This window comes from Sphaerospermopsis sp. LEGE 00249 (genome assembly GCF_014299995.1).
GTDB lineage: Bacteria > Cyanobacteriota > Cyanobacteriia > Cyanobacteriales > Nostocaceae > Sphaerospermopsis > Sphaerospermopsis kisseleviana.
On the sequence record NZ_JACJUZ010000007.1, the window covers coordinates 79,002 to 103,079 of the forward strand.

The window sequence follows — 24,078 nt, forward strand, 5'->3', positions numbered from 1 at the left end:
ATTAATTCGCTGTATAAGGATGGTAAAATGAAGGGTATTATTCTCGCAGGTGGTTCGGGTACAAGACTTTATCCATTAACACAAGTTGTGAGTAAACAATTAATGTCGGTTTATGATAAACCGATGATTTATTATCCTTTATCGGTGTTGATGTTAGCGGGAATTAGAGAAATTTTGATTATTTCCACACCCACAGATTTACCTCTTTTTCAAAGATTGCTAAAAGATGGTAGTCAATGGGGTTTAAAGTTTAGTTATGTAGAACAACCAAAACCAGAAGGTTTAGCACAAGCTTTTATTTTGGGAAAAGATTTTATCAAAAATGATTCAGTATGTTTAATTTTAGGAGATAATATTTTTTATGGTCATGGTTTCACAGAAGTTTTAACCCGTGCTGCTCAATTGCAAAATGGAGGTTTAGTTTTTGGTTATAAAGTCACTCACCCTGAAAGTTATGGTGTGATTGAATTTGATAGTACAGGTAAAGCAATTAGTATTGAAGAAAAACCAAAAAGTCCTAAATCAAAATATGCAGTACCGGGAATTTATTTTTATGATTCCCAAGTTACAGAAATAGCTGTTAGTTTGAAACCTTCTGCACGGGGTGAGCTAGAAATTACTGATGTGAATTTAGCTTATTTAAAGCAAGATCAATTAAAGGTAGAAATTTTAGGAAGAGGATATGCTTGGTTAGATACGGGTACACATGAATCTTTACATCAAGCTAGTAATTTTATCCAAACTTTAGAACAAAGACAGGGATTGAAAATAGCTTGTATTGAAGAAATTGCCTATTATCAAGGATATATTGATACTCAACAACTTAGTTATTTGGTTGAGTCTATGGGTAAAAGTAGTTATGGTCTTTATTTAAGACGAATTTTAGAAGATGAAATTACTTTTAATTGAGAAATGATATAAAAAAATTATGTCCTCGACTTCTAAGATCAATTTATAATTTTTGTACACAATCAATAAAAGAAGTCGGTGATCTATAATTAAACCTAGAGCAAAGGAGAATTTGATGAAGATTATAAATATAGAAATTCCTGATGTGCTATTAATTGAACCTAAAGTTTTTGGAGATGAAAGGGGTTTTTTTTATGAAAGTTTTAATGAAAGAGTTTTTTTAGACAAAACCGGAATATTACCTCATTTTGTTCAAGATAATTATTCGCGTTCAGTGAAAAATGTGTTACGCGGGTTGCATTATCAAATTCAACAACCACAAGGAAAATTAGTCAGAGTTGTAGTTGGTGAAGTTTTTGATGTTGCTGTTGATTTGCGAAAAAGTTCTCCTACTTTTAGTCAATGGGTAGGTGTGCATTTATCAGCAGAAAATAACCATCAATTGTGGATACCACCGGGTTTTGCTCATGGTTTTTTAGTGTTATCTGAATATGCAGATTTTTTGTATAAAACCACTGATTATTATGCACCAGAATATGACCGCACTATTTTATGGAATGATCCTGATTTAGCTATTGCTTGGCCGATTGAAGATGAACCAATTATTTCTGCTAAGGATAAAGTAGGTAAGTTATTTTCAGAAGCGGAGGTTTATCAATGAAAATTCTATTAACTGGTGTTTCTGGCCAGGTGGGTTGGGAATTACAACGTACTTTAATGACTATGGGTGATGTTATTTCTGTGGGAAGAAATCAATTAGATTTAGCACAACCAGATACAATTAGTGCTACAATTAGGGATATAAAACCAGATTTAATTGTCAATCCTGCTGCTTATACTGCGGTGGATAAAGCAGAATCAGAACCCGATTTAGCAATGTTGATTAATGGTGTTGCACCTGGTATTATAGCTGAAGAAGCTAAACGTTTGGGATCAGCTATAATTCACTATTCTACTGATTATGTTTTTGATGGTAATAACAGTCTTCCTTATCAAGAAGATGAACTCAAAAATCCCCAAAATGTCTATGGTAAAACTAAGTTAGCTGGTGAGGAAGCAATTACATCTGTCGGTGTTAATCATATTATTTTCCGTACTAGCTGGGTTTATGGTTTGCGTGGCAAAAACTTCTTATTAACGATGCAAAAATTAGCAAAAGAAAGAGAAGAAATTAAAGTAGTTGATGATCAAATTGGCGCACCGACTTGGAGTAGAATGATTGCAGAAATCACAGCACAAGTTATTACTCAAGGTCAAAATAACCTAACTGATTTTTTTGCTAATAAAGGAGGAATATATAATTTATCTCCTAGTGGAAAAACTAGTTGGTATGGTTTTGCGAAGGCAATTTTTAATGATGATTTTCCCAATAATGAACGTCAATTAAAACGGTTAATTCCTATTACTACTCCAGAATATCCTACACCTGCATCTAGACCAGCTTTTTCTTTGTTAGATAATCAAAAATTGTCTGATACTTTTGGGTTAAAAATGCCAGAATGGGATCAAGTTTTAAAATTAGTTATTGATTGATAGTTAAAAAATCTGATCTCCCTTAAAACAGGAAAAAATTAAAATTTTTAGCGGGGATCAAAACTCTTTGTCTGGAGTGGTTCGTTGAATAAACATCAAACGCAGATGAACGCGGATATTTGTTATTCATCCTCATCTTTTTCATCTGTTTCTAAATCAATATCTTCCAAAGATTGATGAGGAATAGCAGCAATTATGGCATCTATGACTTTAGAAACTTGTAAAATTTCTATGTTTAAATCAGGAAACTTTTGACCTTTGGGTATTATCGCTCGTTTAAAACCTAATTTTGCTGCTTCTTTTAATCTTAGTTCCATTTGGGAAACTGATCGCACTTGTCCCCCTAAACCCACTTCCCCTATTAACACGGTTTCGGGATCTACTATCCTATCTCGAAAACTGGCAACAATGGCGATCGCAATCCCTAAGTCTACCGCAGGTTCTTCTACATTCAAACCCCCCGCAGATGCAACGTAGGAATCTAATTTTGACATGGGTATCCCCACCCGCTTTTCTAATACTGCTAAAATTTGCACTAAGCGGTTATAATCTATCCCCGTGCCAGCGCGTCGGGGTGAAGGGTAGCTGGTAGGACTAACTAAAGCTTGCAATTCTACAACTATCGGTCTTGTTCCTTCACAAGCCACTACAATAGCTGTACCGGGTGCGGGGTCGTCGCGGTTTCCCAGAAACAGTTCTGAAGGATTGGGTACTTCCCTTAATCCATTAGATACCATTTCAAATATACCAATTTCATGGGTAGCTCCGAAACGATTTTTAACAGTTCTTAATAATCTATGGGAAGCAAAGCGATCGCCTTCAAAATACAAAACCGTATCTACTAAATGTTCTAAAACCCTCGGTCCTGCGATAGTTCCTTCTTTAGTAACGTGACCAACAATTAACATTGTAATATCTTCATGTTTTGCCACCTTCATTAAAGCGGCGGTACATTCCCGCACCTGCGCTACTGAACCGGGTGCAGATGTCAAAGCTGGGAAGAATACAGTTTGTATACTATCAATCACCGCCAGATTAGGTTTGAGAGAATCAATTTCCCGCAAAATTTCCTCTAAATCCGTTTCTGGTAGGACATATAAATCAGAACCAATGGTATGATGTTCTATAATTTCTTCTGTATTTTTACATACTTTATCGGTATCTGTAACTTCTTCTTCGTTCTCCGAATTTTCTTCAGTGACAACATTGATCGGTTTAGACATTCCCAAACGAGAAGCGCGTAATTTTACCTGTTGTCCTGATTCCTCACCAGTAACGTAGAGAATACGGTATCTTTGGGATAATTCGTTAGAAACTTGCAGTAAGAGAGTAGATTTACCAATACCGGGATCACCACCGATGAGAACCATCGAACCAGGGACAACACCGCCACCAAGTACCCGATCTAACTCGCCATAACCGGATTCCCACCGAGCAATTTGGCGATCGCTAATTTGATCGAAAGTCAGAGAAGCCCTTGGTTTAGCGGGTTTACTGCTGCTGGGTTTAATTCCCCCTGGTGCAGCGTGCCAGTTACCTACTCCCCCCCGACTGGGTATATCTACTCCAAAAGGTGTAGCATTCTCTTCCACTAAAGAATCATAAGTGTCACAATTTGCACACTTGCCGAACCACTGGGAGAACTCGGCTCCGCATTTGCTACATATAAAAATAGTTTTAGGCTTTGCCATGGGTAATTTTTATTTAAGAATCTTAATTTTTGTTTAAGTTTTAGAAAAAACTCAAGTTAAATAATAGTAGTAGTTACAGCTTTTTCAGATTAACTGATGCAATGATATCTTAATATTATGGTAATAAAATTCATAATGTTAAAAATTTAGTTAGGGAGCGTGAAGAAACTTGGAAAGTCATAAAGAAAAAATCCTGGTAGTAGACGACGAAGCAAGCATTAGGCGGATTTTGGAAACACGCCTTTCCATGATTGGCTATGATGTAGTGACAGCAGGTGATGGAGAAGAAGCCTTAGAAACTTTTCACAAATCCGAACCAGACCTGGTAGTTTTGGATGTGATGATGCCAAAACTAGATGGTTACGGTGTTTGTCAAGAACTACGCAAAGAATCCGATGTTCCCATCATCATGTTAACAGCCTTGGGTGATGTAGCTGATCGGATCACCGGACTAGAATTAGGTGCTGATGACTACGTAGTTAAGCCATTTTCTCCCAAAGAACTAGAAGCGCGTATTCGCTCAGTTTTACGCAGAGTAGATAAAACTGGTGCTAGTGGTATTCCCAGTTCTGGTGTGATTCATGTAGGTAACATCAGGATAGATACCAATAAACGCCAAGTTTACAAAGGGGATGAACGCATCCGCTTAACCGGCATGGAATTTAGCTTATTAGAACTATTAGTTAGTCGTTCTGGAGAGGCTTTTTCTCGTTCTGAAATTTTACAAGAAGTTTGGGGTTACACACCAGAACGCCATGTAGATACCCGTGTAGTAGATGTACATATTTCCCGGTTACGGGCAAAATTAGAAGATGACCCCAGCAACCCAGAACTTATACTTACTGCTAGAGGTACTGGTTATCTATTTCAACGTATCCTGGAAGCAGGGGAAGAGTAATTAGGTGACAGGTGACAGGTGACAGTAAGAAGGCAAAAGGCAAGAAGCAAGAGGCAAAAGTTTATTCTTACCAATTACCAATTACCAATTACCAATTACCAATTACCAATTACCCATTACCAATTACCCATTACCAATTACCCATTACCAATTACCAATTACCAATCACCAATGACCAAATCTGATCCTAATCGAGTTTTACGGCGTTTACCCTTGGTAGTTGGGGGTTTAGGTGCTGTGCTTTTGTTTGTAAATCGGTTGTTAACACCGGAACTGACAGACTCTCAAGCACGGGGGGATGTGCTGGGAGTGATTTTGAGTGCGGTGTTAATTTTAACAGGTTTAATTTGGCAACAAGTACAACCTAAAACCCCTGATACAGTAGAACTGATCGGAGAAGAGGGTTTTGTGTTAAATCCTGATTTACCAGAAACCGTGAAAACAGAATTAGCTTGGGCATCAAGGTTATTGTTAACTAATACAGTTACGCGATCGCTTGTAGTTTATTACCAAGGTAAAGTTCTGTTACGTCGCGGTATTCTGGGTGCTAAATCAGAAGTTACCCCAGGTGCAATATTGAAAAGAGTATTAGAAACCCAAAAACCGGTTTATTTAGTAGCTTTAAAAGTCTATCCTGGCAAAATTGAATTTGATTATTTACCCGAAAATACCCAAGGTGTAATTTGTCAACCTATTGGTAAAGAAGGTGTGTTAATTTTAGGAGCAAATGCTCCCCGCAGTTATACAAAACAAGATGAAAATTGGATTGCGGGAATAGCTGATAAATTAGCTGTTACTCTTAGTAATGGGTGATTGGTGATTGGTGATTGGCAATGATGCTGGAATTGGATGCTAAACTACACCAGCCTGAAAAATCTGATTTGCGGTAAGATTAAATTCAGTAAAAGTTTGAGAAATGACTATATCATTATTTTGAAACTTACTAATTTGATATTCTCCATCAACCAAATTACAAACAGAAATAGTCGGTTGTTTAGGATTACCAATAAAATTACGTCCACCCAAAGCCGCATAATCTACAATCCAATATTCAGGAATCCCCATTTCCTCATAATCAGCATATTTTAGATGGTAATCATCACGCCAGTTAGTTGATACAATTTCAATCACCAAAGGTATAGAAGCACCTTGACTAACAATAGATTCTTTTTTCCATAATTTTTCATTAACTAAATTTTCACGGTTTAGCACCAACAAATCTGGGAAATAACCAGAATCTTTACCATCTGGTCTAACTATCACTTGGTTAGGAATACCATAAGGTAATCCCAGACGTTTGATTTCAAAGGGAATTTCTACCCCTAGAAAACTTTTAACTTCTTCGTGATCTCCTGTTGGTTGTGACATTTCAATAATATTGCCATTATGTAATTCATAACGTACCCCGGAATTTTCAGGTAGCCAAGCGACAAATTCCTCAAAGGTGATAACTTTAGATAAGGTTTGGATCATGGCTCTTGAGCATTTCTGAAGATAAGAATATTATAAACTTTTGCCTTTCGCCTATTTACTGTCACCTGTCACCTGTCACCTTCTTTAAAACTATGCAAATTATTTACTGTTTATTAATAGCTTTAATGCTTGTGGGTGTGATTGGTTCTGTAGTTCCTGCAATTCCTGGTAGTAGTTTAATATTAGCCGCTATCATCATCTGGGGAATTGTTAATGGTTCTGTAGCAGTTATTAAAATACCCCTCATTGTTACAGGTATTGTCCTACTTCTAAGTATGGCTGTTGATTTTTTAGCAGGTTACATAGGCGCAAAACAAGCCGGTGCAAGTAAATGGGGACAAATAGGGGCGTTTGTTGGTTTACTTCTGGGATTTTTCGGATTATTGCCAGCTTTACCCTTCGGTGGACCATTGTTGGGAATGTTAATTGGTCCACTTTTAGGGGCAATTATTGGTGAGTTGCTGTATCAAAAAGATTTGGGTAAAGCAGTGAAAGCAGGTATAGGAATCACTGTAGGAACAGTAGTAGGGAATTTACTTCAGGGTGTTCTTGCTGTGGGTGCGGTGGTAGTTTTTATTTGGACTACATGGACACAGGTTTTTGGTGGGTAGTATTTTAACTATGGTTTGCTCTTTTCGCTTCTTTAGCAACCGCTTCTACTTCATCATTAACCAAAGTCTCTAAAATAGCTTTAGCTTCTGCACCACCTAAATTACCCAAAGCCTGAACAACTCTATAACGCACCTGCCAATCTGAATTAGTAGAATAGGTTGCTAAAAGGGGAACTGCATCTGGGTTTCCCAACTCTCCCAGGGAACTAATAGCCGCAGTTTGCACTAAACCATTATCTGAAGCAAGTGCTTGTTTGAGGAGTTCAAAACTCCGTGGATCTCCCAATGCTCCCAAGGTAGCAATAATACTGAATTGTACGAGCCATTCTGGGGTTTGATGATAGAGTTCCTGTAGATCTTCAAAAGCTGCCTGTAATTTCAGCGCCCCTAAACAGTCTGCTGCTGCTGCTTGGACATCTGCTTCAGGATCGTTGAGTAGTTCCCGTAATATCTGCAAGGATAAATCTAAATCCTGTTCTCCCAATGTGTCCATTTGACTAACAGCAGAATAACGCACACGGGAATTTTTATCACGGATAGCGACTTGTACTAATTCTAAACCGGTTTTGGGTTCGAGTTCACGAATTTGATTGACTGCACGGAGGCGATCGCCCAAGTTATCAGAACTCAGTAATTCTTTTACAGATTCAGCAGATATACTCATTTAATAATCCTATGTTATTATTAGTTTTCAATTTGTAGGGGTTTAGCACTGCTAAACCCCTACAGTAATTCTCTCGTTCCCATACTCTGTGTGGGAATGAATGAAATAAGGCTCTGCCTTATATTAAATCAGAGGTAGAACCTCTTAATGACATTCCCAGTCTGAGACTGGGAACGAGGTTAGTATTTCTCCTCCTGCTTTTTTCTGTCACCTGTCACCTGTCACCTGTCACCTGTCGCCTACTCAGCCGCCATAGCACGGATAATGTCACCACGAGTCAGAATACCAATAACTTTACTCGTAATATCCAGCACAGGTAAACGATGTACTTTATGTTCTTGGATGATTTTTGCAGCTTCTTTTAGGGACTTATCAGGGGTAATAGTGAGAGGATTTTTACTCATCACTTCCCCTACAGTTTGTCCTAAAGCTTTATGTAAATCCCGTTCATAAGCACCAGGATTTTGTAAATAAATTACACTATCCAAAAACATGATGTATGCAGGTGGAGTGACACCGGTTTCCTGCCACATCAAGTCTGTTTCGGATATGATCCCCACTAATTTCCCTGCATCATTAATTACAGGTAAACCGCTAATGCGTTTTTCTGCTAAGATTTGGATAGCTTCTTTTAAAGGAGTTTGAGGATTAACCATAATTGGATTATGGGTCATCACTTCTGCAACGGTTTTCAGCATTTTTTTTACTTACACCTTTTATAAAAGTCTTTTTCTGTCTTTATTTTAGGTAATTGGGGGATGATAAATAAACAGTTTTAATAGATTGTTACTTTTGATGATTGAAAAAAATGCTGAATTTGCTGAATAATCTCTTGTATGATAAAAATTTTTACTTTATTACTATATTACTATCATGGATTATTGCATAATATTCTACATCAAATTCGGTTTATTAAACATTAATTATTGTTTTGATATTTCCTCAAAGCAGCAATAATTTCTCCATTTGCTTCAGGAAAATCAAAATTATCTAACTCATCTAAACCCACCCAACGCACTTCCGCACATTCAATAGCTTGGGGAATACCTAATAAATAATTACAATGATGCACTGTCAAAGTTACTCGTAAATGAGGATAAGTATGATCAATAGTAATCAAATGTTTGCCAACTTCTATTTTAATTCCTAACTCTTCTAAAATTTCTCTTTCTATACATTCTTCTATAGTTTCCCCTGGTTCAATTTTACCCCCTGGAAACTCCCATAAATTCGCCATTGTTCCTGTGGGAAGACGACGATCAATTAAAATCTGTTTTTCTTCATTCCAAATAACAGCAACACCAATGATTTTATGTGGGACAGTAGATATTTCATTCATGACTATAACTATGACAATTAAATTAAAATCCGGTTCGTAGTTAGGACTTTAGTCCTGTAAATTCTTACATATAGCGATAAATCGCTTACTACAAACCAAATTCTTAGTTTACACTAATAAACCCCCAATTTCTCACAGAAATCGGGGATATGAATTAATTATTAGGAAACATTAACATTTATTACTTAAAAAACACCAATAATCAAAATTCTGCTACCTTCATTTTGGATTTATTAGAGAATTTATATAATTGGTGCTATTTTGTTAAATTATTCAGCAACATCACTACTGCTTGCTTCTGTTCCTTGTATAGCCATATCAAAGTTCATTCTTTGTTCTGCATTACGTATAAAATAACCACTAATCATTGCAGAAGCTAATAATCTACCTAAATTTTCTCTGCTGGTTGTAATGGTAACACCAAAATGTTCAGAAGGAAGATTTCCCAAAAGTCCCACAATATTCCGTTCCATCACTTGAAATACTTCCGCAGAAGTAGGTTTAGATAATTGTGTTACGGTTTCTGGACTTAAAGATTTTACATACTGCCACAATAAGTTGCTATTTTCTGCTTCACCGTTGAAAAATTCTGATACTCGATTAGGTTGGTTACTCACTTTTGATCTCCTTTATGACAACTACTGTTTCTGGTAATTGTGACTACAATGATAAATAACCTGTTTTCTATTTAATGACGACGAAAATTTAACTTTGTGTCTATGTCATTCAATGTAACAGGTTATTTCAGTCGGGGGAGTCGGTTAAACCGTACCAAAAGCAGCGTATTATTGCGAATGGGTAATAGGTAATTGGTAATTGGTAATTAAATAATTATTCCCAGTCCCCAGTCCCCAATCACCTAACTAGCAAGATACTCATTCATGCTATGTTTGGATTTACGAAGTTTTGTTAAGGCTTCTCTTTCAATTTGTCGCACTCGTTCCCGACTAATATTAAGTATTTCACCAATTCGGGCTAATGTCATAGATTGTCCATCTGATAACCCAAACCTCAGTCTAATGACTTCTTTTTGTTGGGGTGTGAGTTCTGACATCATCCTTTCTATGTCGCAAGATAGAGAAGATTGCATCACAAAATCTTCAGGTGATGCACCTGTATCTTCCAACATTTCCCCTAGTTCGGTGTCATAATTATCACCTAAACGCAAATCAAGAGACAAGGGTAAACGTGCTTTTTCTAGACACTCCCGCACCTGTTTAGGTGTTAATTGTAATTCTTCAGCTAGTTCAGAAATGCTAGGCGCACGTCCCAATTTTTGGGATAATTGCCTTTGGGCTTTCTTGATTTTGTTTAATTTTTCCGTAATATGAATAGGTAGTCTAATGGTGCGGGCTTTTTCCGCTATAGCGCGGGTGATGGCCTGACGTATCCACCAATAAGCATAGGTAGAAAATCTATAACCTTTTGTGGGGTCAAATTTTTCTACACCCCGTTGCATTCCTATACTACCTTCTTGGATTAAGTCAAGTAAATCAACATTACGTTTAATATACTTTTTCGCTACAGACACTACTAAACGCAAATTAGCTTCTACCATTTTCCGTTTAGCAATTTCACCTTCGGCGATCGCTCTATTTAATTCTTTTACTTCTAACTCAGCTGCAATTGCCCACTCTTCTACAGTTGGTTGACGTTCTAACTGAGTAGCAAGATTATCTCTCACCTCATACAACGCGGTACATCTTTGTACCTGTTTCCCAAAGTGAATTTCTTCCTCATGGGTTAAAAGTGGCACGCGTCCAATCTCTCTTAGGTAAGTCCGTACGAGGTCGGTAGGTGTCTGAGCCGTCTTCATGGCGCTACTCTTGGTTGATGTTGGGTTGGTTGGTAGTGTCATTAGCTGATGCCTTGAGAAGATAATACCCAGGTTAACTAGAAAACTATGCTCTGGTTTGCAATTTACATACCCGATCCGCTTTGTTTCCGGTATGTCGTCAATTTAGGCTTATTAACTGCTAGACGGTACAGTTATTTACTTGTAATTACAAGTACCTGTAGTTAGAGATACCATGATCTGTCTAACATTTTCCGTGTGATGTAATTGTTAACAATTGTAACATTTATTAAAAAAGCTTGACTACCGAGTAACTAGAAAATTCCTGGTTACATCAGGTGAGGCTATGTCGTAATTGTACTGAAATATTATAGGAATAGTAGTTTAGCCGTAGGAGCAACCCCCTGTTGTTGCCCTCTTGAGGCATGAGGCAGGAGTTCAGCCGTAGGGGCAACCCCCTGTGGTTGCCCTCTTGAAGCATGAGTCAGGAGTCAGAACGAAAAATGAGAAGTAGATGGTTTCCTCATATTTGTTAAAATATCTCAATATTAACTATAATGATTTGCCTATAATAATTGCTTAATGTTTCGGGACGAGGTGACAGGTGACAGGTGACAGTGAAGAGGTAATAGGTAATAGGTAATAGGTAATAGGTAATAGGTAATAGGTAATAGGTAATAGGTAATAGGTAATAGGTAATAGGGAACAGGGAACAGCAAGAAAGCAAAAGGCAAAAGTTGATTCTCACCAATTACCAATTACCAGTTACCAATTACCCATTACCCATTACTCATTACCCTATGGGACAGTATTCTTGAATGACTTTCACATCTAAGGTGGTGTTTTGCAGGGAACGGATAGCGGCTACTGTTGCCCGCGCACCTGCTATAGTGGTAATTATGGGAATTTTGTAGGCTAAAGCTGTACGGCGGATCAGTTGTCCATCGGTACGGGCTTCTTCCCCTGAAGGTGTGTTAATAATTAACTGAATTTGTTGATTTTTGATCACATCAATCACATTAGGACGGCCTTCATGAAGTTTCAGCACTTGCTCAACTTTTAAACCTTGCTCCTTCAAATATTGGCGTGTACCTTGGGTGGCGATAATATGAAAACCCAGGTTGATAAACTCTTTCACCACATCCACAACTAAGGCTTTATCCCGATCGCTCATAGACACAAATACAGTACCCTGGAGGGGTAATTTTTCCCCTGCGCCCATTTCCGCTTTAGCAAATGCCCGCCCAAAATCAGCATCAATTCCCATAACTTCCCCAGTGGAACGCATTTCAGGACCTAAGATGGTATCAGTACCGGGGAATTTATTAAAGGGTAAAACTGCTTCTTTCACAGCTATATGAGAGGGAATCACTTCCTGAGTAAAGTTTAATTCCTCTAAAGTCTTACCAGACATAATTAAAGATGCCAACTTAGCTAAAGGTACGCCTGTTGCTTTAGACACAAATGGAACAGTGCGAGATGCACGGGGGTTAGCTTCTAAAATGTAGACTTGGGGAGAATAACTATTTGCACCAACAACGGCAAATTGAATATTCATCAAACCCACTACAGATAAAGCTTTTGCTAGTTCAACTGTCCAAGTCCTAATTTGGTTAAGGACTGCGGGAGAGAGGGAAATTGAAGGGAGAGAACAAGCCGAATCTCCTGAGTGAATACCCGCTTGTTCAATGTGTTCCATAATGCCACCAATAACCACTCTACCCGTATGATCGGCGATCGCATCTACATCCACTTCAATGGCATTTTCTAGGAACTTATCAATTAAAATTGGATGATCTGGTTCTACCTGCACTGCAAAAGTCATATATCTTTCCAACTCTGCATCAGAGTAGACTATTTCCATCGCTCGTCCACCCAAAACGTAACTAGGGCGAACCACAACGGGATAGCCGATCCGTTTAGCGACAATTAACGCATCTTCATAACTTCTAGCGATACCATTAGGCGGTTGGGCAATATTCAACTCTTGAAGAATCTTTTCAAACCGTTCCCGATTTTCTGCCATGTCGATAGAATCAGGAGAAGTACCCCAGATTTCTGGATTTTGGATTTTGGATTTTGGATTTTGGATTTCCTCATTGCTGGCTATACTTTGAAGATAGTTTTGCAATGGAACTGCTAATTTTAGGGGAGTTTGTCCACCGAACTGGACAATAATACCGACAGGGTTTTCCGCTTCGATGATGTTGAGTACGTCTTCTTTGGTAAGAGGTTCAAAATATAGGCGATCGCTAGTATCGTAATCAGTAGAAACAGTCTCCGGGTTAGAGTTCACCATCATGGTTTCATACCCCGCAGCTTTCAAAGAGTATGCCGCATGACAGCAACAATAATCAAATTCTATCCCCTGACCAATACGGTTTGGACCACCTCCCAAAATCATTACCTTGGGTTTATCGGTGGGTAAAACTTCCGTTTCTTCCTCGTAGGTAGAATAATAATAAGGTGTGAACGCTTCAAACTCCGCAGCGCACGTATCCACAGTTTTGTAAACGGGGATAACACCTAACTGTTTACGATATGCTCTAACTTCATCTTCCTTGGTTTTCGTACAGAAAGCAATTTGGCGATCACTAAAACCATTACGCTTGACCCCATACATTTGCTCTTTTGTCAACTGCTGTAAAGAAGTGCGTTTTAAGAACTTCTCAACTTCCAGAATTTGCTGTAATTTATCCAAAAACCAGGGATCTATAGCAGTTAGTTCGTAAATTTCCTCATTACTCATACCTAACAGCATCGCATGACGCAAAGCAAAAACTCTCTCTGGGTTAGGTGTACGTAACTGAGCGCGAATTTGTTCCCCACTGGGTAACTTTTCTGGTTTATCAGCACCCCATCCAGCGCGGCCAGTTTCCAAGGACCGCATAGCTTTTTGGAAAGACTCATTAAAAGTTCTTCCTATGGCCATTGCTTCCCCCACAGACTTCATTTGCGTAGTTAACACTGGATCAGAACCAGGAAACTTTTCAAACGCAAACCGGGGAATTTTCGTAACTACATAGTCAATAGTCGGTTCAAAAGAAGCGGGGGTTTTCTTAGTAATATCATTACTAATTTCATCCAAAGTGTAACCCACAGCTAACTTTGCGGCCATCTTTGCAATAGGAAAACCAGTTGCTTTAGAAGCTAACGCAGAACTGCGGGAAACACGGGGGTTCATTTCAATAACTACCACATCCCCATTTACTGGGTTCACCGCAAACTGAATATTAGAACCACCGGTTTCCACCCCTATTTCCCGGATAATTTTGATCGCCATATCCCGCAGACGTTGATATTCTTTATCTGTGAGAGTCTGGGCAGGGGCAACCGTGATAGAATCACCAGTATGAATCCCCATCGGATCGAAATTTTCGATAGAACAGATAATGACAACGTTATCCGCAAGATCCCGCATCACTTCTAGTTCATATTCCTTCCAACCTAATAAAGACTGATCTATAAGAATTTGAGAAACAGGACTAGCATCAATACCAACCTGTGCCATCACTTCAAATTCTTCTTTATTGTAAGCAATACCGCCACCAGTACCGCCCATTGTAAAAGCAGGACGAATAATGAGAGGATAAGATCCTATCCGATCGGCGATCGCCTTAGCTTCTTCTAAGGTTGACGCTGTACCACTAGGACATACCTTCACCCCGATCTTATCCATCGCTTCGTTAAACAACTTGCGATCTTCAGCTTTTTCAATCGCTGGTAATTTCGCACCGATTAATTCGACGTTATACTGGTCTAAAACCCCATTTTTCGCTAAAGCAACCGCAAGATTTAAAGCAGTTTGTCCCCCCATAGTTGGTAAAAGGGCATCAGGACGTTCTTTAGCAATGACCTTTGCTACAATTTCCGGTGTTAGCGGTTCGATATAAGTGTGATCGGCCGTTTCTGGATCAGTCATAATAGTAGCCGGGTTAGAATTTATCAGCACCACCTCAAAACCCTCTTCCCGTAAAGCTTTACAGGCTTGAGTACCAGAATAGTCAAACTCACAAGCTTGGCCAATGACAATAGGACCAGAACCTAACAAAAGAATTTTGCGGATATCTTGACGACGAGGCATAGTTTTTACTTTAGATCAGGAAAATACAAATCTTGACTATTTTAAGGGTCTTTACCCCTAGTCCTTATATTTATTATTAAGTTTTCTTAGTTCTTGTGATTAGGTAGATTTTTTAACAGTGTAGCCTAATTTTTCGGTTATCTTGAGTAATTTAACACAGATACACGCAGATAAACGCAGACGTAAAAGAATAACTGAACAATTCCATTTTCCAGATATTTATGTTTCGCGCAATCTCCGTCAGGAGATCCCGCAGGGTAGACGCAAATAAGCGAAGACTCAAAGGAAGAAACTCAAGACTTACCCAAAATACCTCTCAAACTCTCTTACCTTCGTGTTCTTCGTGTTCTTCGTGGTTCATTCTTCCATAACTTCTGCGTAAGTCCTAAATAGTTTGCAGCTATTGTGAGATTTTTTCCTGAATATTTGCTTTGAGGATGAATGTTGATTTGATGATGATCCTATTTTTCAGATTATTTTTGAAAATTTATAGCTTCTGAGTTGATAAATTTTCCTGAAATTTATTTTCAATAACTGTTAAATATGATTTTTAACAATTTTTAGTGATGTTTTATTCGTAGGGGTAATTCATGAATTACCCCTACCTCCTTTCTGTTTTCCGTAAGTCCTGCTTGATCAGCAAATGACAAATATTTGCATTTTATATAATTAATAATAATTGCACTGATAAATACAAAAAATGACAGATAGGTAACTCATCTGTGGTTTTACCTAGCTGCCAATTTTTTATTTTCGGTTTTAATCTACTCTACTAAATTTTGCATCTATATAAATGCAGAAATTTAAGATGAGGTTAAATTTAGTTTGTGGTTCTTTGAACAAAACCTAATGTTAAACTATCCTTGGCTAAGAAATGTGCTAAATGATAAGCTCTTTCTTCTGTTTTTAGCAGGATTTGTTCATAGAGATATCTTGTCCCCCGATCTCCTAAACTCTCAGCCTGATAGGCTAAACGGCGAATTAAGCTAATCATTGCTTGTTCTGCTACTAGGTCATTTTCTATCATCTTCCGGGAAGAAAATGTACCATCTGCTTCTGGTTCAAAGCAGCATAATTCAGCTAATTTGCTAAAAGAAGCTACAGGAACACCACCCAAACCATTTAAACGTTCACCAATTTCATGAATGTGATCTTGAACTTCCTCGTAGCTTTCGTTAAAGAATTTATGCAGTGAATAAAATTCCGCACCTTCAACCACAAAATGATGTTTCTGATACTGTAGGTAAAGTGCTTGAAAACTAGCTAATGCAATATTAAATCCTTCAATTACTGGTTCGGTAACACTGCGATCTAGTAATACAGGGTTGTCATATACTTGACCAAAATTTTGAATCAAAGTTTGAGTATCAGACATGGTTCTCCTCGCTTTGTAGCAGTTGTTTTTTTCAACTACTGCTTTTTGTTATATCTTAACATTAAAAAATTTTCATGCCAGTCTGCTAAATATGACAGAATTTCTAATTTTTATCGCTGCAAGTATTCGTTTTCCTTTTATGTCTGGTGTTAACTATTAATTTCATCTCTGTTTGTTTGCTAATATCCTTGACTTTATTTACACATTGTGTGTAACACCTTTGGGGTGTGGTGGTTCAAGTTTTATGAAAATTTTTTGCAAATTTAATGACAATAATTTGCACTTACGCTATTCTGGTTGATAAGGCTCAAGTCCAATAAACTCCCAGTCACAGGGGGTTATTCTGTTCTATTTACTGCCATTTTGTTGCACTTTGAGGGTAATTCACTTGAAATTCTCTAATTCACATAATTCACATAATTCACAATTAGGAACACAGCACGTTATTGATGTGAGTTGGTCAGAACGTTGGCAAGTTTATCAACGCTTAAATGAATTAGATATTCCTTGTCATTGTCAGAGTAACCAACCATTGCAAGTAGAAATTACTAACCCACAAATAGCTATCCAAGTTTGGAGTGTGGTGAGACAAGTTAAAGCTTATCGCCAAGACTTAATTTGTCATTTAAAAGATTGTTTGCGCTTGCGTTATCAAGCCTTGTAATTTGTAATTATTTTCTGTTTTCCTTTTATCTGCTTTGTAGTTAGTTAATCTTGGGTGAACGAAAGATGAGTATCTATACTGGTGTAGAAGTATCAGAATTTTGCCTAGAAGGTAGATTTTTAGATTTTGTGATTAAAGATGGTTATAAGTTAAAAGGTTTATTATTAGCGACTTCTGATGGTGAATGTTATGTAAAATTAGCCAAGCATTTACGGATAGCTTTTGACTTGCGTTTACCTCGTGGTACTTGGTTACAGGTGGTAGGTACTAAAAAGTATGACGCTAAAAAAGAGGAAGTCACGTTAAAAGCTGAACGGGTAATGGCTGGTCGCTCTCAAGTAGAAATAATTGCGCCTAATTTAAATATGGAAAAAGTTGCTTTAGCACCGGAAACGAGTAAACCCAAACGAGCGAAAAAGCAAACTATCTTAATGTGTCAAAAATCTGATTGCATGAAACGCGGTGGTAAAGCGTTGTGTCAGGTGTTGGAGTCTGAGTTGAGCGATCGCGGTTTACAGGATACAGTTGATATTAAAGGTACTGGTTGCATGAAAAATTGTAAGGCTGGACCTAATTTAGTCATGCCAGATAAAACCCGGTATACTAAAGTTCAACCTTCACAAGTTGCTATTTTGGTAGATAAGCATTTTGGTGAGGATGCGGAAATCAAATCTCCGCAGTTTATGGAAGTTTGATTTTTTGTAATTGATGATTTTCAGGATTTAATTATTTGTCTGAATCAGGATATCCAGGATTTAATTATTTTCAGGATTTGCAGGATTTAATTATTTATCTGAATCAGGATATCCAGGATTTAATTACTTTCAGGATGTTTAATTTTTTCTCATTGATAATGATTTTTGGGGTTTAATTATTTGTCTCAAAAAAGTAAAAATTATTGCAAACTCATTTGATATTATGCCTACATTAGTTAAAATCAAGAAAATACAATTGAACAAAAAATGATATAATCAGATTATCTAATTAAAAAATAATGGTAAGCTGATGTGCAGCTAAACTGTATAATTAAAAAAACCTGAAGTTACAGTAGCACAAGCATCTTGCTTGTATTAATTATTCAAGTTAAAGGCATAACAGCTTATTCAAATAACATCCTGTAAATCCTGATTCTGAAAAATAGAAATATTAACTTCCTAAATCATATCCTGAAAATCCTTAAATCCTGGATATCCTGATTCTGACAAATAAAAATATTAACCTAAACAAACATACTGTAAATTCTGTTTCAACCCTAATCAAACCTAGATGAATATTGATAAAAATGATGATATCAATCAAACTCAACAAATAGAACTATATCAAAATGGCTGAAAAGCAACGTGGTGAACTGCGAGTAATAAAAACCCTGAGACAAGAAATTTTAAATCGTCCAGATTTGATACAACATCAAAATAAATTAAAACAGGATTTTCGTGATGAAGGTTTGAGACTAGCGTTATGTCGTCATCCCCATATTGTTGAGGTAGAAAATGTCTTTGATGAAGCTAGTTTACCTTGCATGGTAAGCTGTTACACAGCTAAATTGTATAATCCTAATATTCTGAACTCTTGTTTAACAGGCAAGATGCCTGTTCCACTTATACAAATTAAATGCACAACAGCTTAGTGCTGAATGGAATGGCAAATTTTATGCTATATAAAATTTTTGATATTCCCGAAGTTTTTGAACTACTTGTGTTTCACCTCGCAAAAAATATGAGATGATATTAGTATCTAACATCACTTTTTTCACAATTCAATTTCCCTTGATGAGTCTAGTAATCTTTGTTCTTCAATCTCATGTTCAAGCTGCCGTAACAATATAGATTCTTCTGAATTAGCAATACCAGCAAATTGTATAAAATCGATATTTTTATCCATATATTTGGGTTGCAGTAATTGTTGATTCTGAGCTAATTTTTGAAAAATTATTTGAGCAATTTCATTTTGTTCTTGTTCTGGTAGCTGTGATACTACAGCGAATGCTTGTTCTAAAAGCTGATTCATGGTTTTTGTGTATGTGTTCTTAATTAAGAGAACCCTAGAAATAATAATTCAATATCTTATTTTATCAAAAATTATCACTCCTTAATTATAAAATAACAGTTTTCTATCTTCCTAAATCTCATCCTGATAGCGAAGCGTGGCGTTAGCCATAAATCCTCAAATCCTGGACATCATGATTCAGACAAATAAATCAATCCTGTACATACCCAAATCCCAAAAATCCTCACTCTAACAACTTACTCTCCTTTCAATTTCAAAGCTTCAGTAGTTGACATCCCCTCACTTTGCAAACCAAAATAAGATATGGCAGCAGCAGCTTCCCCACGAGTTACAGCTTTTTTCGGTTGAAAAAGAGTAGTATATCCAAAAACTCTCCTAATATTTGATTGTTCTGCATTTTGAAAGTCAGCTAAAATTGCTCTTAATGCTTTAGGATCAATTTTTTCTGTATCCTGAAAACCCCAAGTTTGTTTTACAGCTTCCAAATTAGCATTCGGTAAAGCTTGACGAGTATCTAAAGGAACTTTCCACATTAACAAATTTTCCCTGGTTAAAGGTGCATCAGGACGAAATAAAACTTCTGTGGCATTTCCTGATAAACTACTAGGAATTAATCCCGCTTCTGCTAATCCTTGAATAGTTGGAAAATCAGGATCTTTAGGTAAAACATCTCTAAAGACTGGTTGTGTATTTGTGGATGATAAACGGATTTTTTTCGCAGGATTATTAGCATACATGACATTATTTGCAGTTACTAACCAACGAGCAAATTCTCTGCGAGTGATGATTTTATCAGGTGCAAATTGTTGAGCATTTGTAGCATTAGAATTGCTGTTATTGGGGTTTGATGCAATTGATAAAACTCCTAATCTACCTAAATCTTCAATCTGTTTCCGCCATTCTGGTGGTACTTTATTCAAATCAGTAAATTCTTGAGTTTGTGAATTTTCAATTGCTGTAATTTCTGTATTTGTTGGTTGTTTAGAAACATCAACCCCTGGTGAAACTGGTCCAATAAATTGCGAATCTCCTGGTTGAGAATTTGTCCCAGAATTTGTCCCAGAATTTGCAGTTACACTATTATTAGATGTATATTCAATTGTTAATTCTGTAGCTGTTTGTGGTTGATTTGGTGCTGAGTTGGTAACGGTTTTTGGGTTAATTGCTACTTTCAATAATAAATCATTCCGCTTGACTTCAAAAGTTCCTTCTGTATCGTCTTGTGGTTGTTGTAAAATTTGCCAATTCTGATTTTTAAACTCACTGCTGTAAAAGTTGGCAATTATATTACTAGGATCTGCACTTTGCCAACGAGTTACAATTCTATTTTCAGGTTTATTTTCTGAATTTGTTGAATTATCTGAATTATTATTTGCAGTTTGAATTTCTGCTAACTTAGCATTAGGATAAATAGGAATTTCTTGAGGAAAGTCAGCAGGTAATTCAACTTTAGGTGCAGTTGATATTTCTGGATTCTTGGTTTCACCAAAAACCGCAGTATTTGTTTGCAGTCTAGGATCTGCTGCTAAAGACTGTTCTAAATTTTTGGCAGTAGGACCATTAGCACAGGCTGTTAAGGTAGAAAGTAAAACAGCTATACTGAAAAAGATAACAGGATTTTTATAAAGCACCACAGGAAATCACAAATAGATATTTATTATCAATTTCTACATTAGCATTTCAGGGAACAGGGAACAGGGAACAGGGAACAGGGAACAGGGAACAGGGAGGTAAATAACCTAATCACCAATCACCAATCACCAGTCCCCAGTCCCCAGTCACCAATCACCAATCACATATTTTTCTAAATCATTGATTTGCGGTGCGGGTAACTGGTTGAGAACTCGCCAAAGAATAGTGTAGCTGCCATCAGGACGGCGACGCACGGCACGAAAGGCTATGATAGTATCACTACTAGGCACTTCTGTTAATTGTTGCCTGATACGGCTATTTTGACGGCGTACGGGTTGACGTTCTGAGATGATTTCTGGGAGTTGAAATTGGAGCGATCGCACTAAATAAGTTTTATTTACTTCCGCTTTAGCACCACTCAAATAAATTTGCGACTGTTGCCAATTTTGACTTTTACCTGTAATAAACCGCCTTCTATCTACCTGTAAGGCTTTTAACTCTCTCGGTGGTTGGTAGTTGAGAAAAAAGTCCCGCGTTGATAGATCAAGAGTTTGTAGTCTACCATCCAATTTTTCTAAAGGTACATCACCTATATTAACGATAAAACCATAATCTATTCCTTGAGGGAATAACTGGAAGTTATCGTCAATCATTTTCAATGCTAAACTAGGAGTAAAATCTCCCTTACCCTCACCCACAGAGGGAAAAGGATAACGCTCAATAACACTTGGTTGTAATCGATTTTGGAGGGTATTCGGCCGACGACGGTAGGCTGAATCAGGTAACACTCGAAAAATGCCCGTGTTAGGCAATTGCAAAAACTGAGCGTAGATTTGTTTTTCTTGGGAATCAATGTCGTAAGCAAAACGGTCTAGTGTCGCTGCGTCTTCCTGTGGATTGATAAATTTGATGTTGTCAGGAAATCTTTTTTGGGCTGCTTGCAAGATTTGATTGGCAGTTCTAAGAGTGCTGATAGCTTCCTCTGGTGGTGCGATCGCGGGCTGGATAGGCGGTTTATAGTTAGCTATAGCTGTTTTTGCCGGGCTGCCAACCACTGGTAATGGGGAAGAAGTTAAATTTGGTTCTTTACGAATAAAAGGTGTTGCAGGTTTACTAAGATCAGGACGCTGTACTGGTGCAATAGAAATCACCGGATCTGATTTTCTTTCTCCAGAAACCAAAGGTAACTTTCTCACCAACCCTAACTCACCCCGTCGAGACAACAGCCGATCTGTAACTGGGGATAATTTTAACAATTCCTGGTTGGCAGCATACAAAGAGCAGTAAATTTGTAATTGAGAATCAGTTAACTGCACAGTTAAATCAGACTGTTGAGACAACTCTCCTTTTGCGGTACACAAAGTTTTCGGACTTGGGTACTGACGTTTGAGAAAAGTTTCTACAGAATGGGTATAAACAGTTAATTGCCCCCTCACGGATCTCATTCTGTTGGGGTCTGAACTGCTCAGTGCTTGCTCAAGTCGAGCAATTAAATAAATCTGCTGTTGTACTAGCTGCATAGCTTTGGTATAAAATATATTTTCTCCTGCTACTGAATCAACACTTTGACTCAGGTCTAACTGAGACTTATATTCCAGAGCTAAGGCAAAACTGGGAGTAAAACCCAGCGTCAAAGACAGTGAAAGTCCCACAAAGATTTTTCTCATGTCAAAAATGTCAATCTGATGGGTGTATGAAAAATCTAAAATAGATATTAAATTGGAAGAAAACAACGACCATCGACAACCGTCAGTTTATTTTACTTTCTGTAAAGCGTCGCCAGGTTGTTACCAGTGCTGAAACAAGATTACATGCAAGTTTCCCAGGATCAGCCTATCTATTCTGAGGCTCCACTCCAGCTGTTGCTTTTTGTCGATGGACGACCAAAGTCCCGACAACAGGTACAGCGCATACGCTCTTATTTAAGAGAATTAGAAACAGAGTATAGTTTTGAACTACAAATTATTGATGTCGGCCAACAACCGTATCTAGCGGAACATTTTAAATTAGTAGCAACGCCGGCTTTAATTAAAATTCATCCAGAACCTCAACAGACTCTGGCGGGAAGCAATATTATAACCCAATTAAAAAACTGGTGGCCTCGCTGGCAAGTTGCTGTAGACGCTTTCTTAAAGTTACAGGAAGACTTACAAGAACTCAAAGATGAGAATGTGCGGGCAACATTACCCACATCTACCATACATTCTGTTGCTGTTTCTGCGGAGTTGATCAAGCTTTCAGATGAAATTTTTAACTTGAAGCAGGAAAAAGAGAAACTGCAAGAACAGTTACAATTTAAAGACCGGGTAATGGCAATGTTAGCCCATGACCTCCGTAATCCTTTAACTGCTGCTGCTATAGCTATAGAAACGCTTCAAAATAACTACAATTCTGAAAAGGGAGCATTTTACCGTTTAAAACCAGCTATGGCTGAACATTTGTTAAAACAAGCCCGTAATCAAACACGAATCATTGACCGGATGATAGCTGACTTGTTACAAGTGGGAAGGGGAAATGATAAAGAATTTAATATCATACCACAAAAAGTAGAATTAGGAAAACTTAGTTATGAAGTATTGGAAGAATTACGCGATCGCTATATTAGCAAAGCTCAAAAAATAGAAACAGATATCCCCAAAGATTTACCTTATGTATATGCCGATCCTGAGCGTATCCGTCAAGTTTTAGTAAATTTATTAGATAATGCTATTAAATATACACCCGAAGGAGGCATGATTAGTTTAGCCGGACTACACCGCACCACTCAAAAAGTACAGTTTAGTATTGGTGATACAGGTCCTGGTATTCCCCCAGAAAACCGCGATCGCATCTTTGAAAATCATTTCCGTCTGCAACGAGATGAAGCAACTGATGGTTATGGCATTGGTCTGGCTTTATGTCAACGTATTATTAGAGCGCACTATGGTCAAATTTGGGTAGATGCAAATCCTCATGGTGGTGCATGGTTTCATTTTACTTTACCAGTTTATCCATCTTAATTTAGTCAGGAGTCAGGATTTCTAGAAGTTAGAATTTTTATTTCCCAATTACCAATTACCAATTACCAATTACCAATTACCAATTACCAATTACCCAAAAAAATGCCACATCCATTAATGTATGAAGAGGACAATTTTGTTGTTCTCGAAACTAACCAAGAAGAACAATTTTTGACGAAATCAGAATTACTAGAAAAGCTAGAAAATACTTTAAAACAACTGGCTTTTGATGACTTAACTCCTGATATCCAGAAATTTGATTCTGTCACAGAACAAGCACAATATTTAATTGATACCAGTTGTGAATTAGATGTAGGACCAGGAAAATATTTACAGTGGTATGCTGTGAGATTAGAAAAGTGACTGGGGACTGGGGACTGGGTAATCATTTTATTTTTCCCAAT

Annotated in this window: 22 protein-coding genes and 1 pseudogene; 11 read left to right on the forward strand and 12 right to left on the reverse strand. The window is 37.5% G+C overall.

The features are described from left to right. Positions 1-27 precede the first annotated feature (27 nt). The 3 genes from rfbA to rfbD all read left to right on the forward strand — a co-directional run bounded on the left by rfbA (position 28) and on the right by rfbD (position 2,442). Complete coding sequence (gene rfbA / locus H5968_RS04375; RefSeq protein ID WP_187038937.1) at positions 28-909, forward strand: glucose-1-phosphate thymidylyltransferase RfbA; 882 nt, start codon at positions 28-30, stop codon at positions 907-909. Between the two features lie 115 nt (positions 910-1,024). Further along, entirely contained in the window at positions 1,025-1,570 is a 546-nt protein-coding gene (gene rfbC, locus H5968_RS04380; protein WP_187038938.1) for a dTDP-4-dehydrorhamnose 3,5-epimerase, read from the forward strand. After that, on the forward strand, positions 1,567-2,442 hold the full coding sequence (rfbD, locus tag H5968_RS04385; RefSeq protein WP_187038939.1) for a dTDP-4-dehydrorhamnose reductase: 876 nt from the start codon (positions 1,567-1,569) through the stop codon (positions 2,440-2,442). Before rfbC ends, rfbD begins: the two co-directional genes overlap by 4 nt. A 122-nt stretch (positions 2,443-2,564) precedes the next feature. On the opposite strand, the gene radA is transcribed toward rfbD, so the two are convergent. Beyond that, positions 2,565-4,133 carry a DNA repair protein RadA gene (gene radA, locus H5968_RS04390; RefSeq protein WP_096570270.1) on the reverse strand — a complete coding sequence of 523 codons (1,569 nt, stop codon included), beginning with the start codon at positions 4,131-4,133 and terminating at the stop codon, positions 2,565-2,567. Between the two features lie 169 nt (positions 4,134-4,302). Between radA and rpaB the strand changes: the two genes are divergently transcribed. Further along, positions 4,303-5,031, forward strand: coding sequence for a response regulator transcription factor RpaB (gene rpaB, locus H5968_RS04395; protein ID WP_096570268.1), 729 nt, complete (start codon positions 4,303-4,305; stop codon positions 5,029-5,031). Between the two features lie 171 nt (positions 5,032-5,202). Next, the gene (locus tag H5968_RS04400; protein ID WP_187038959.1) at positions 5,203-5,844 is read left to right on the forward strand and encodes a cofactor assembly of complex C subunit B; all 642 of its coding nucleotides are present in this window, start codon (positions 5,203-5,205) and stop codon (positions 5,842-5,844) included. A gap of 39 nt (positions 5,845-5,883) precedes the next feature. Here the strand turns inward: H5968_RS04400 and H5968_RS04405 are convergent, their stop codons facing one another. Continuing rightward, positions 5,884-6,504, reverse strand: coding sequence for a Uma2 family endonuclease (locus H5968_RS04405; RefSeq protein ID WP_187038940.1), 621 nt, complete (start codon positions 6,502-6,504; stop codon positions 5,884-5,886). A gap of 92 nt (positions 6,505-6,596) precedes the next feature. Here H5968_RS04405 and H5968_RS04410 point away from each other — a divergent pair, with 92 nt between their 5' ends. Further along, entirely contained in the window at positions 6,597-7,115 is a 519-nt protein-coding gene (locus H5968_RS04410) for a DUF456 domain-containing protein (protein ID WP_187038941.1), read from the forward strand. Positions 7,116-7,119: 4 nt separating this feature from the next. On the opposite strand, the gene nblB is transcribed toward H5968_RS04410, so the two are convergent. The 7 genes from nblB to H5968_RS04445 form a co-directional block, all read right to left on the reverse strand. Beyond that, entirely contained in the window at positions 7,120-7,779 is a 660-nt protein-coding gene (gene nblB / locus H5968_RS04415; protein ID WP_187038942.1) for a phycobilisome degradation protein NblB, read from the reverse strand. A gap of 239 nt (positions 7,780-8,018) precedes the next feature. Continuing rightward, positions 8,019-8,477 carry a CBS domain-containing protein gene (locus tag H5968_RS04420; protein ID WP_187038943.1) on the reverse strand — a complete coding sequence of 153 codons (459 nt, stop codon included), beginning with the start codon at positions 8,475-8,477 and terminating at the stop codon, positions 8,019-8,021. A 221-nt stretch (positions 8,478-8,698) separates the two neighbouring features. Beyond that, positions 8,699-9,118 (reverse strand): 8-oxo-dGTP diphosphatase MutT, encoded by a 420-nt coding sequence (gene mutT, locus H5968_RS04425; protein WP_187038944.1) that lies wholly within the window; start codon positions 9,116-9,118, stop codon positions 8,699-8,701. Between the two features lie 269 nt (positions 9,119-9,387). Continuing rightward, positions 9,388-9,735, reverse strand: a complete 348-nt coding sequence (locus tag H5968_RS04430; RefSeq protein WP_187038945.1) for a DUF760 domain-containing protein — start codon at positions 9,733-9,735, stop codon at positions 9,388-9,390. A 242-nt stretch (positions 9,736-9,977) separates the two neighbouring features. Then, the gene (locus tag H5968_RS04435) at positions 9,978-10,934 is read right to left on the reverse strand and encodes an RNA polymerase sigma factor, RpoD/SigA family (protein ID WP_096570252.1); all 957 of its coding nucleotides are present in this window, start codon (positions 10,932-10,934) and stop codon (positions 9,978-9,980) included. A 772-nt stretch (positions 10,935-11,706) separates the two neighbouring features. Next, positions 11,707-14,997: a carbamoyl-phosphate synthase large subunit gene (carB, locus tag H5968_RS04440; protein ID WP_187038946.1), complete on the reverse strand. Its 3,291-nt coding sequence runs from the start codon at positions 14,995-14,997 to the stop codon at positions 11,707-11,709. A gap of 820 nt (positions 14,998-15,817) precedes the next feature. Then, positions 15,818-16,372 carry a Dps family protein gene (locus H5968_RS04445; protein WP_187038947.1) on the reverse strand — a complete coding sequence of 185 codons (555 nt, stop codon included), beginning with the start codon at positions 16,370-16,372 and terminating at the stop codon, positions 15,818-15,820. A gap of 388 nt (positions 16,373-16,760) precedes the next feature. Between H5968_RS04445 and H5968_RS04450 the strand changes: the two genes are divergently transcribed. The 3 genes and pseudogenes from H5968_RS04450 to H5968_RS04460 form a co-directional block, all read left to right on the forward strand. Continuing rightward, a complete protein-coding gene (locus H5968_RS04450) occupies positions 16,761-17,036 on the forward strand; it encodes an Asr1405/Asl0597 family protein (protein WP_187038948.1) in 276 nt (91 codons plus the stop codon). 65 nt (positions 17,037-17,101) lie between these two features. Further along, entirely contained in the window at positions 17,102-17,731 is a 630-nt protein-coding gene (locus tag H5968_RS04455; protein WP_187038949.1) for a (2Fe-2S) ferredoxin domain-containing protein, read from the forward strand. A gap of 641 nt (positions 17,732-18,372) precedes the next feature. After that, positions 18,373-18,570: pseudogene (locus tag H5968_RS04460) on the forward strand (hypothetical protein); the annotation flags it as partial. Positions 18,571-18,785: 215 nt separating this feature from the next. On the opposite strand, the gene H5968_RS04465 reads toward H5968_RS04460, so the two are convergent. The 3 genes from H5968_RS04465 to H5968_RS04475 form a co-directional block, all read right to left on the reverse strand. Continuing rightward, entirely contained in the window at positions 18,786-19,043 is a 258-nt protein-coding gene (locus tag H5968_RS04465; RefSeq protein WP_187038950.1) for a hypothetical protein, read from the reverse strand. A 236-nt stretch (positions 19,044-19,279) separates the two neighbouring features. Then, on the reverse strand, positions 19,280-20,677 hold the full coding sequence (locus tag H5968_RS04470; RefSeq protein WP_187038951.1) for an S-layer homology domain-containing protein: 1,398 nt from the start codon (positions 20,675-20,677) through the stop codon (positions 19,280-19,282). Between the two features lie 144 nt (positions 20,678-20,821). Beyond that, positions 20,822-22,342, reverse strand: a complete 1,521-nt coding sequence (locus tag H5968_RS04475; protein ID WP_187038952.1) for a hypothetical protein — start codon at positions 22,340-22,342, stop codon at positions 20,822-20,824. Positions 22,343-22,468: 126 nt separating this feature from the next. Between H5968_RS04475 and H5968_RS04480 the strand changes: the two genes are divergently transcribed. Beyond that, positions 22,469-23,674, forward strand: coding sequence for a histidine kinase (locus H5968_RS04480; RefSeq protein WP_187038953.1), 1,206 nt, complete (start codon positions 22,469-22,471; stop codon positions 23,672-23,674). Between the two features lie 102 nt (positions 23,675-23,776). Then, positions 23,777-24,037 (forward strand): chlororespiratory reduction protein 7, encoded by a 261-nt coding sequence (locus H5968_RS04485; protein WP_096570233.1) that lies wholly within the window; start codon positions 23,777-23,779, stop codon positions 24,035-24,037. Positions 24,038-24,078: the final 41 nt, after the last annotated feature.

Excerpts from the sequence above, each read along its gene's own strand:
- rfbA (WP_187038937.1), top strand. The coding sequence starts at position 28 with ATGAAGGGTATTATTCTCGCAGGTGGTTCGGGTACAAGACTTTATCCA.
- rfbC (WP_187038938.1), top strand. The coding sequence starts at position 1,025 with ATGAAGATTATAAATATAGAAATTCCTGATGTGCTATTAATTGAACCT.
- rfbD (WP_187038939.1), top strand. The coding sequence starts at position 1,567 with ATGAAAATTCTATTAACTGGTGTTTCTGGCCAGGTGGGTTGGGAATTA.
- radA (WP_096570270.1), bottom strand. The coding sequence starts at position 4,133 with ATGGCAAAGCCTAAAACTATTTTTATATGTAGCAAATGCGGAGCCGAG.
- H5968_RS04400 (WP_187038959.1), top strand. The coding sequence starts at position 5,203 with ATGACCAAATCTGATCCTAATCGAGTTTTACGGCGTTTACCCTTGGTA.
- H5968_RS04405 (WP_187038940.1), bottom strand. The coding sequence starts at position 6,504 with ATGATCCAAACCTTATCTAAAGTTATCACCTTTGAGGAATTTGTCGCT.
- H5968_RS04410 (WP_187038941.1), top strand. The coding sequence starts at position 6,597 with ATGCAAATTATTTACTGTTTATTAATAGCTTTAATGCTTGTGGGTGTG.
- nblB (WP_187038942.1), bottom strand. The coding sequence starts at position 7,779 with ATGAGTATATCTGCTGAATCTGTAAAAGAATTACTGAGTTCTGATAAC.
- H5968_RS04420 (WP_187038943.1), bottom strand. The coding sequence starts at position 8,477 with ATGCTGAAAACCGTTGCAGAAGTGATGACCCATAATCCAATTATGGTT.
- mutT (WP_187038944.1), bottom strand. The coding sequence starts at position 9,118 with ATGAATGAAATATCTACTGTCCCACATAAAATCATTGGTGTTGCTGTT.
- H5968_RS04435 (WP_096570252.1), bottom strand. The coding sequence starts at position 10,934 with ATGAAGACGGCTCAGACACCTACCGACCTCGTACGGACTTACCTAAGA.
- carB (WP_187038946.1), bottom strand. The coding sequence starts at position 14,997 with ATGCCTCGTCGTCAAGATATCCGCAAAATTCTTTTGTTAGGTTCTGGT.
- H5968_RS04445 (WP_187038947.1), bottom strand. The coding sequence starts at position 16,372 with ATGTCTGATACTCAAACTTTGATTCAAAATTTTGGTCAAGTATATGAC.
- H5968_RS04455 (WP_187038949.1), top strand. The coding sequence starts at position 17,102 with ATGAGTATCTATACTGGTGTAGAAGTATCAGAATTTTGCCTAGAAGGT.
- H5968_RS04465 (WP_187038950.1), bottom strand. The coding sequence starts at position 19,043 with ATGAATCAGCTTTTAGAACAAGCATTCGCTGTAGTATCACAGCTACCA.
- H5968_RS04475 (WP_187038952.1), bottom strand. The coding sequence starts at position 22,342 with ATGAGAAAAATCTTTGTGGGACTTTCACTGTCTTTGACGCTGGGTTTT.
- H5968_RS04485 (WP_096570233.1), top strand. The coding sequence starts at position 23,777 with ATGCCACATCCATTAATGTATGAAGAGGACAATTTTGTTGTTCTCGAA.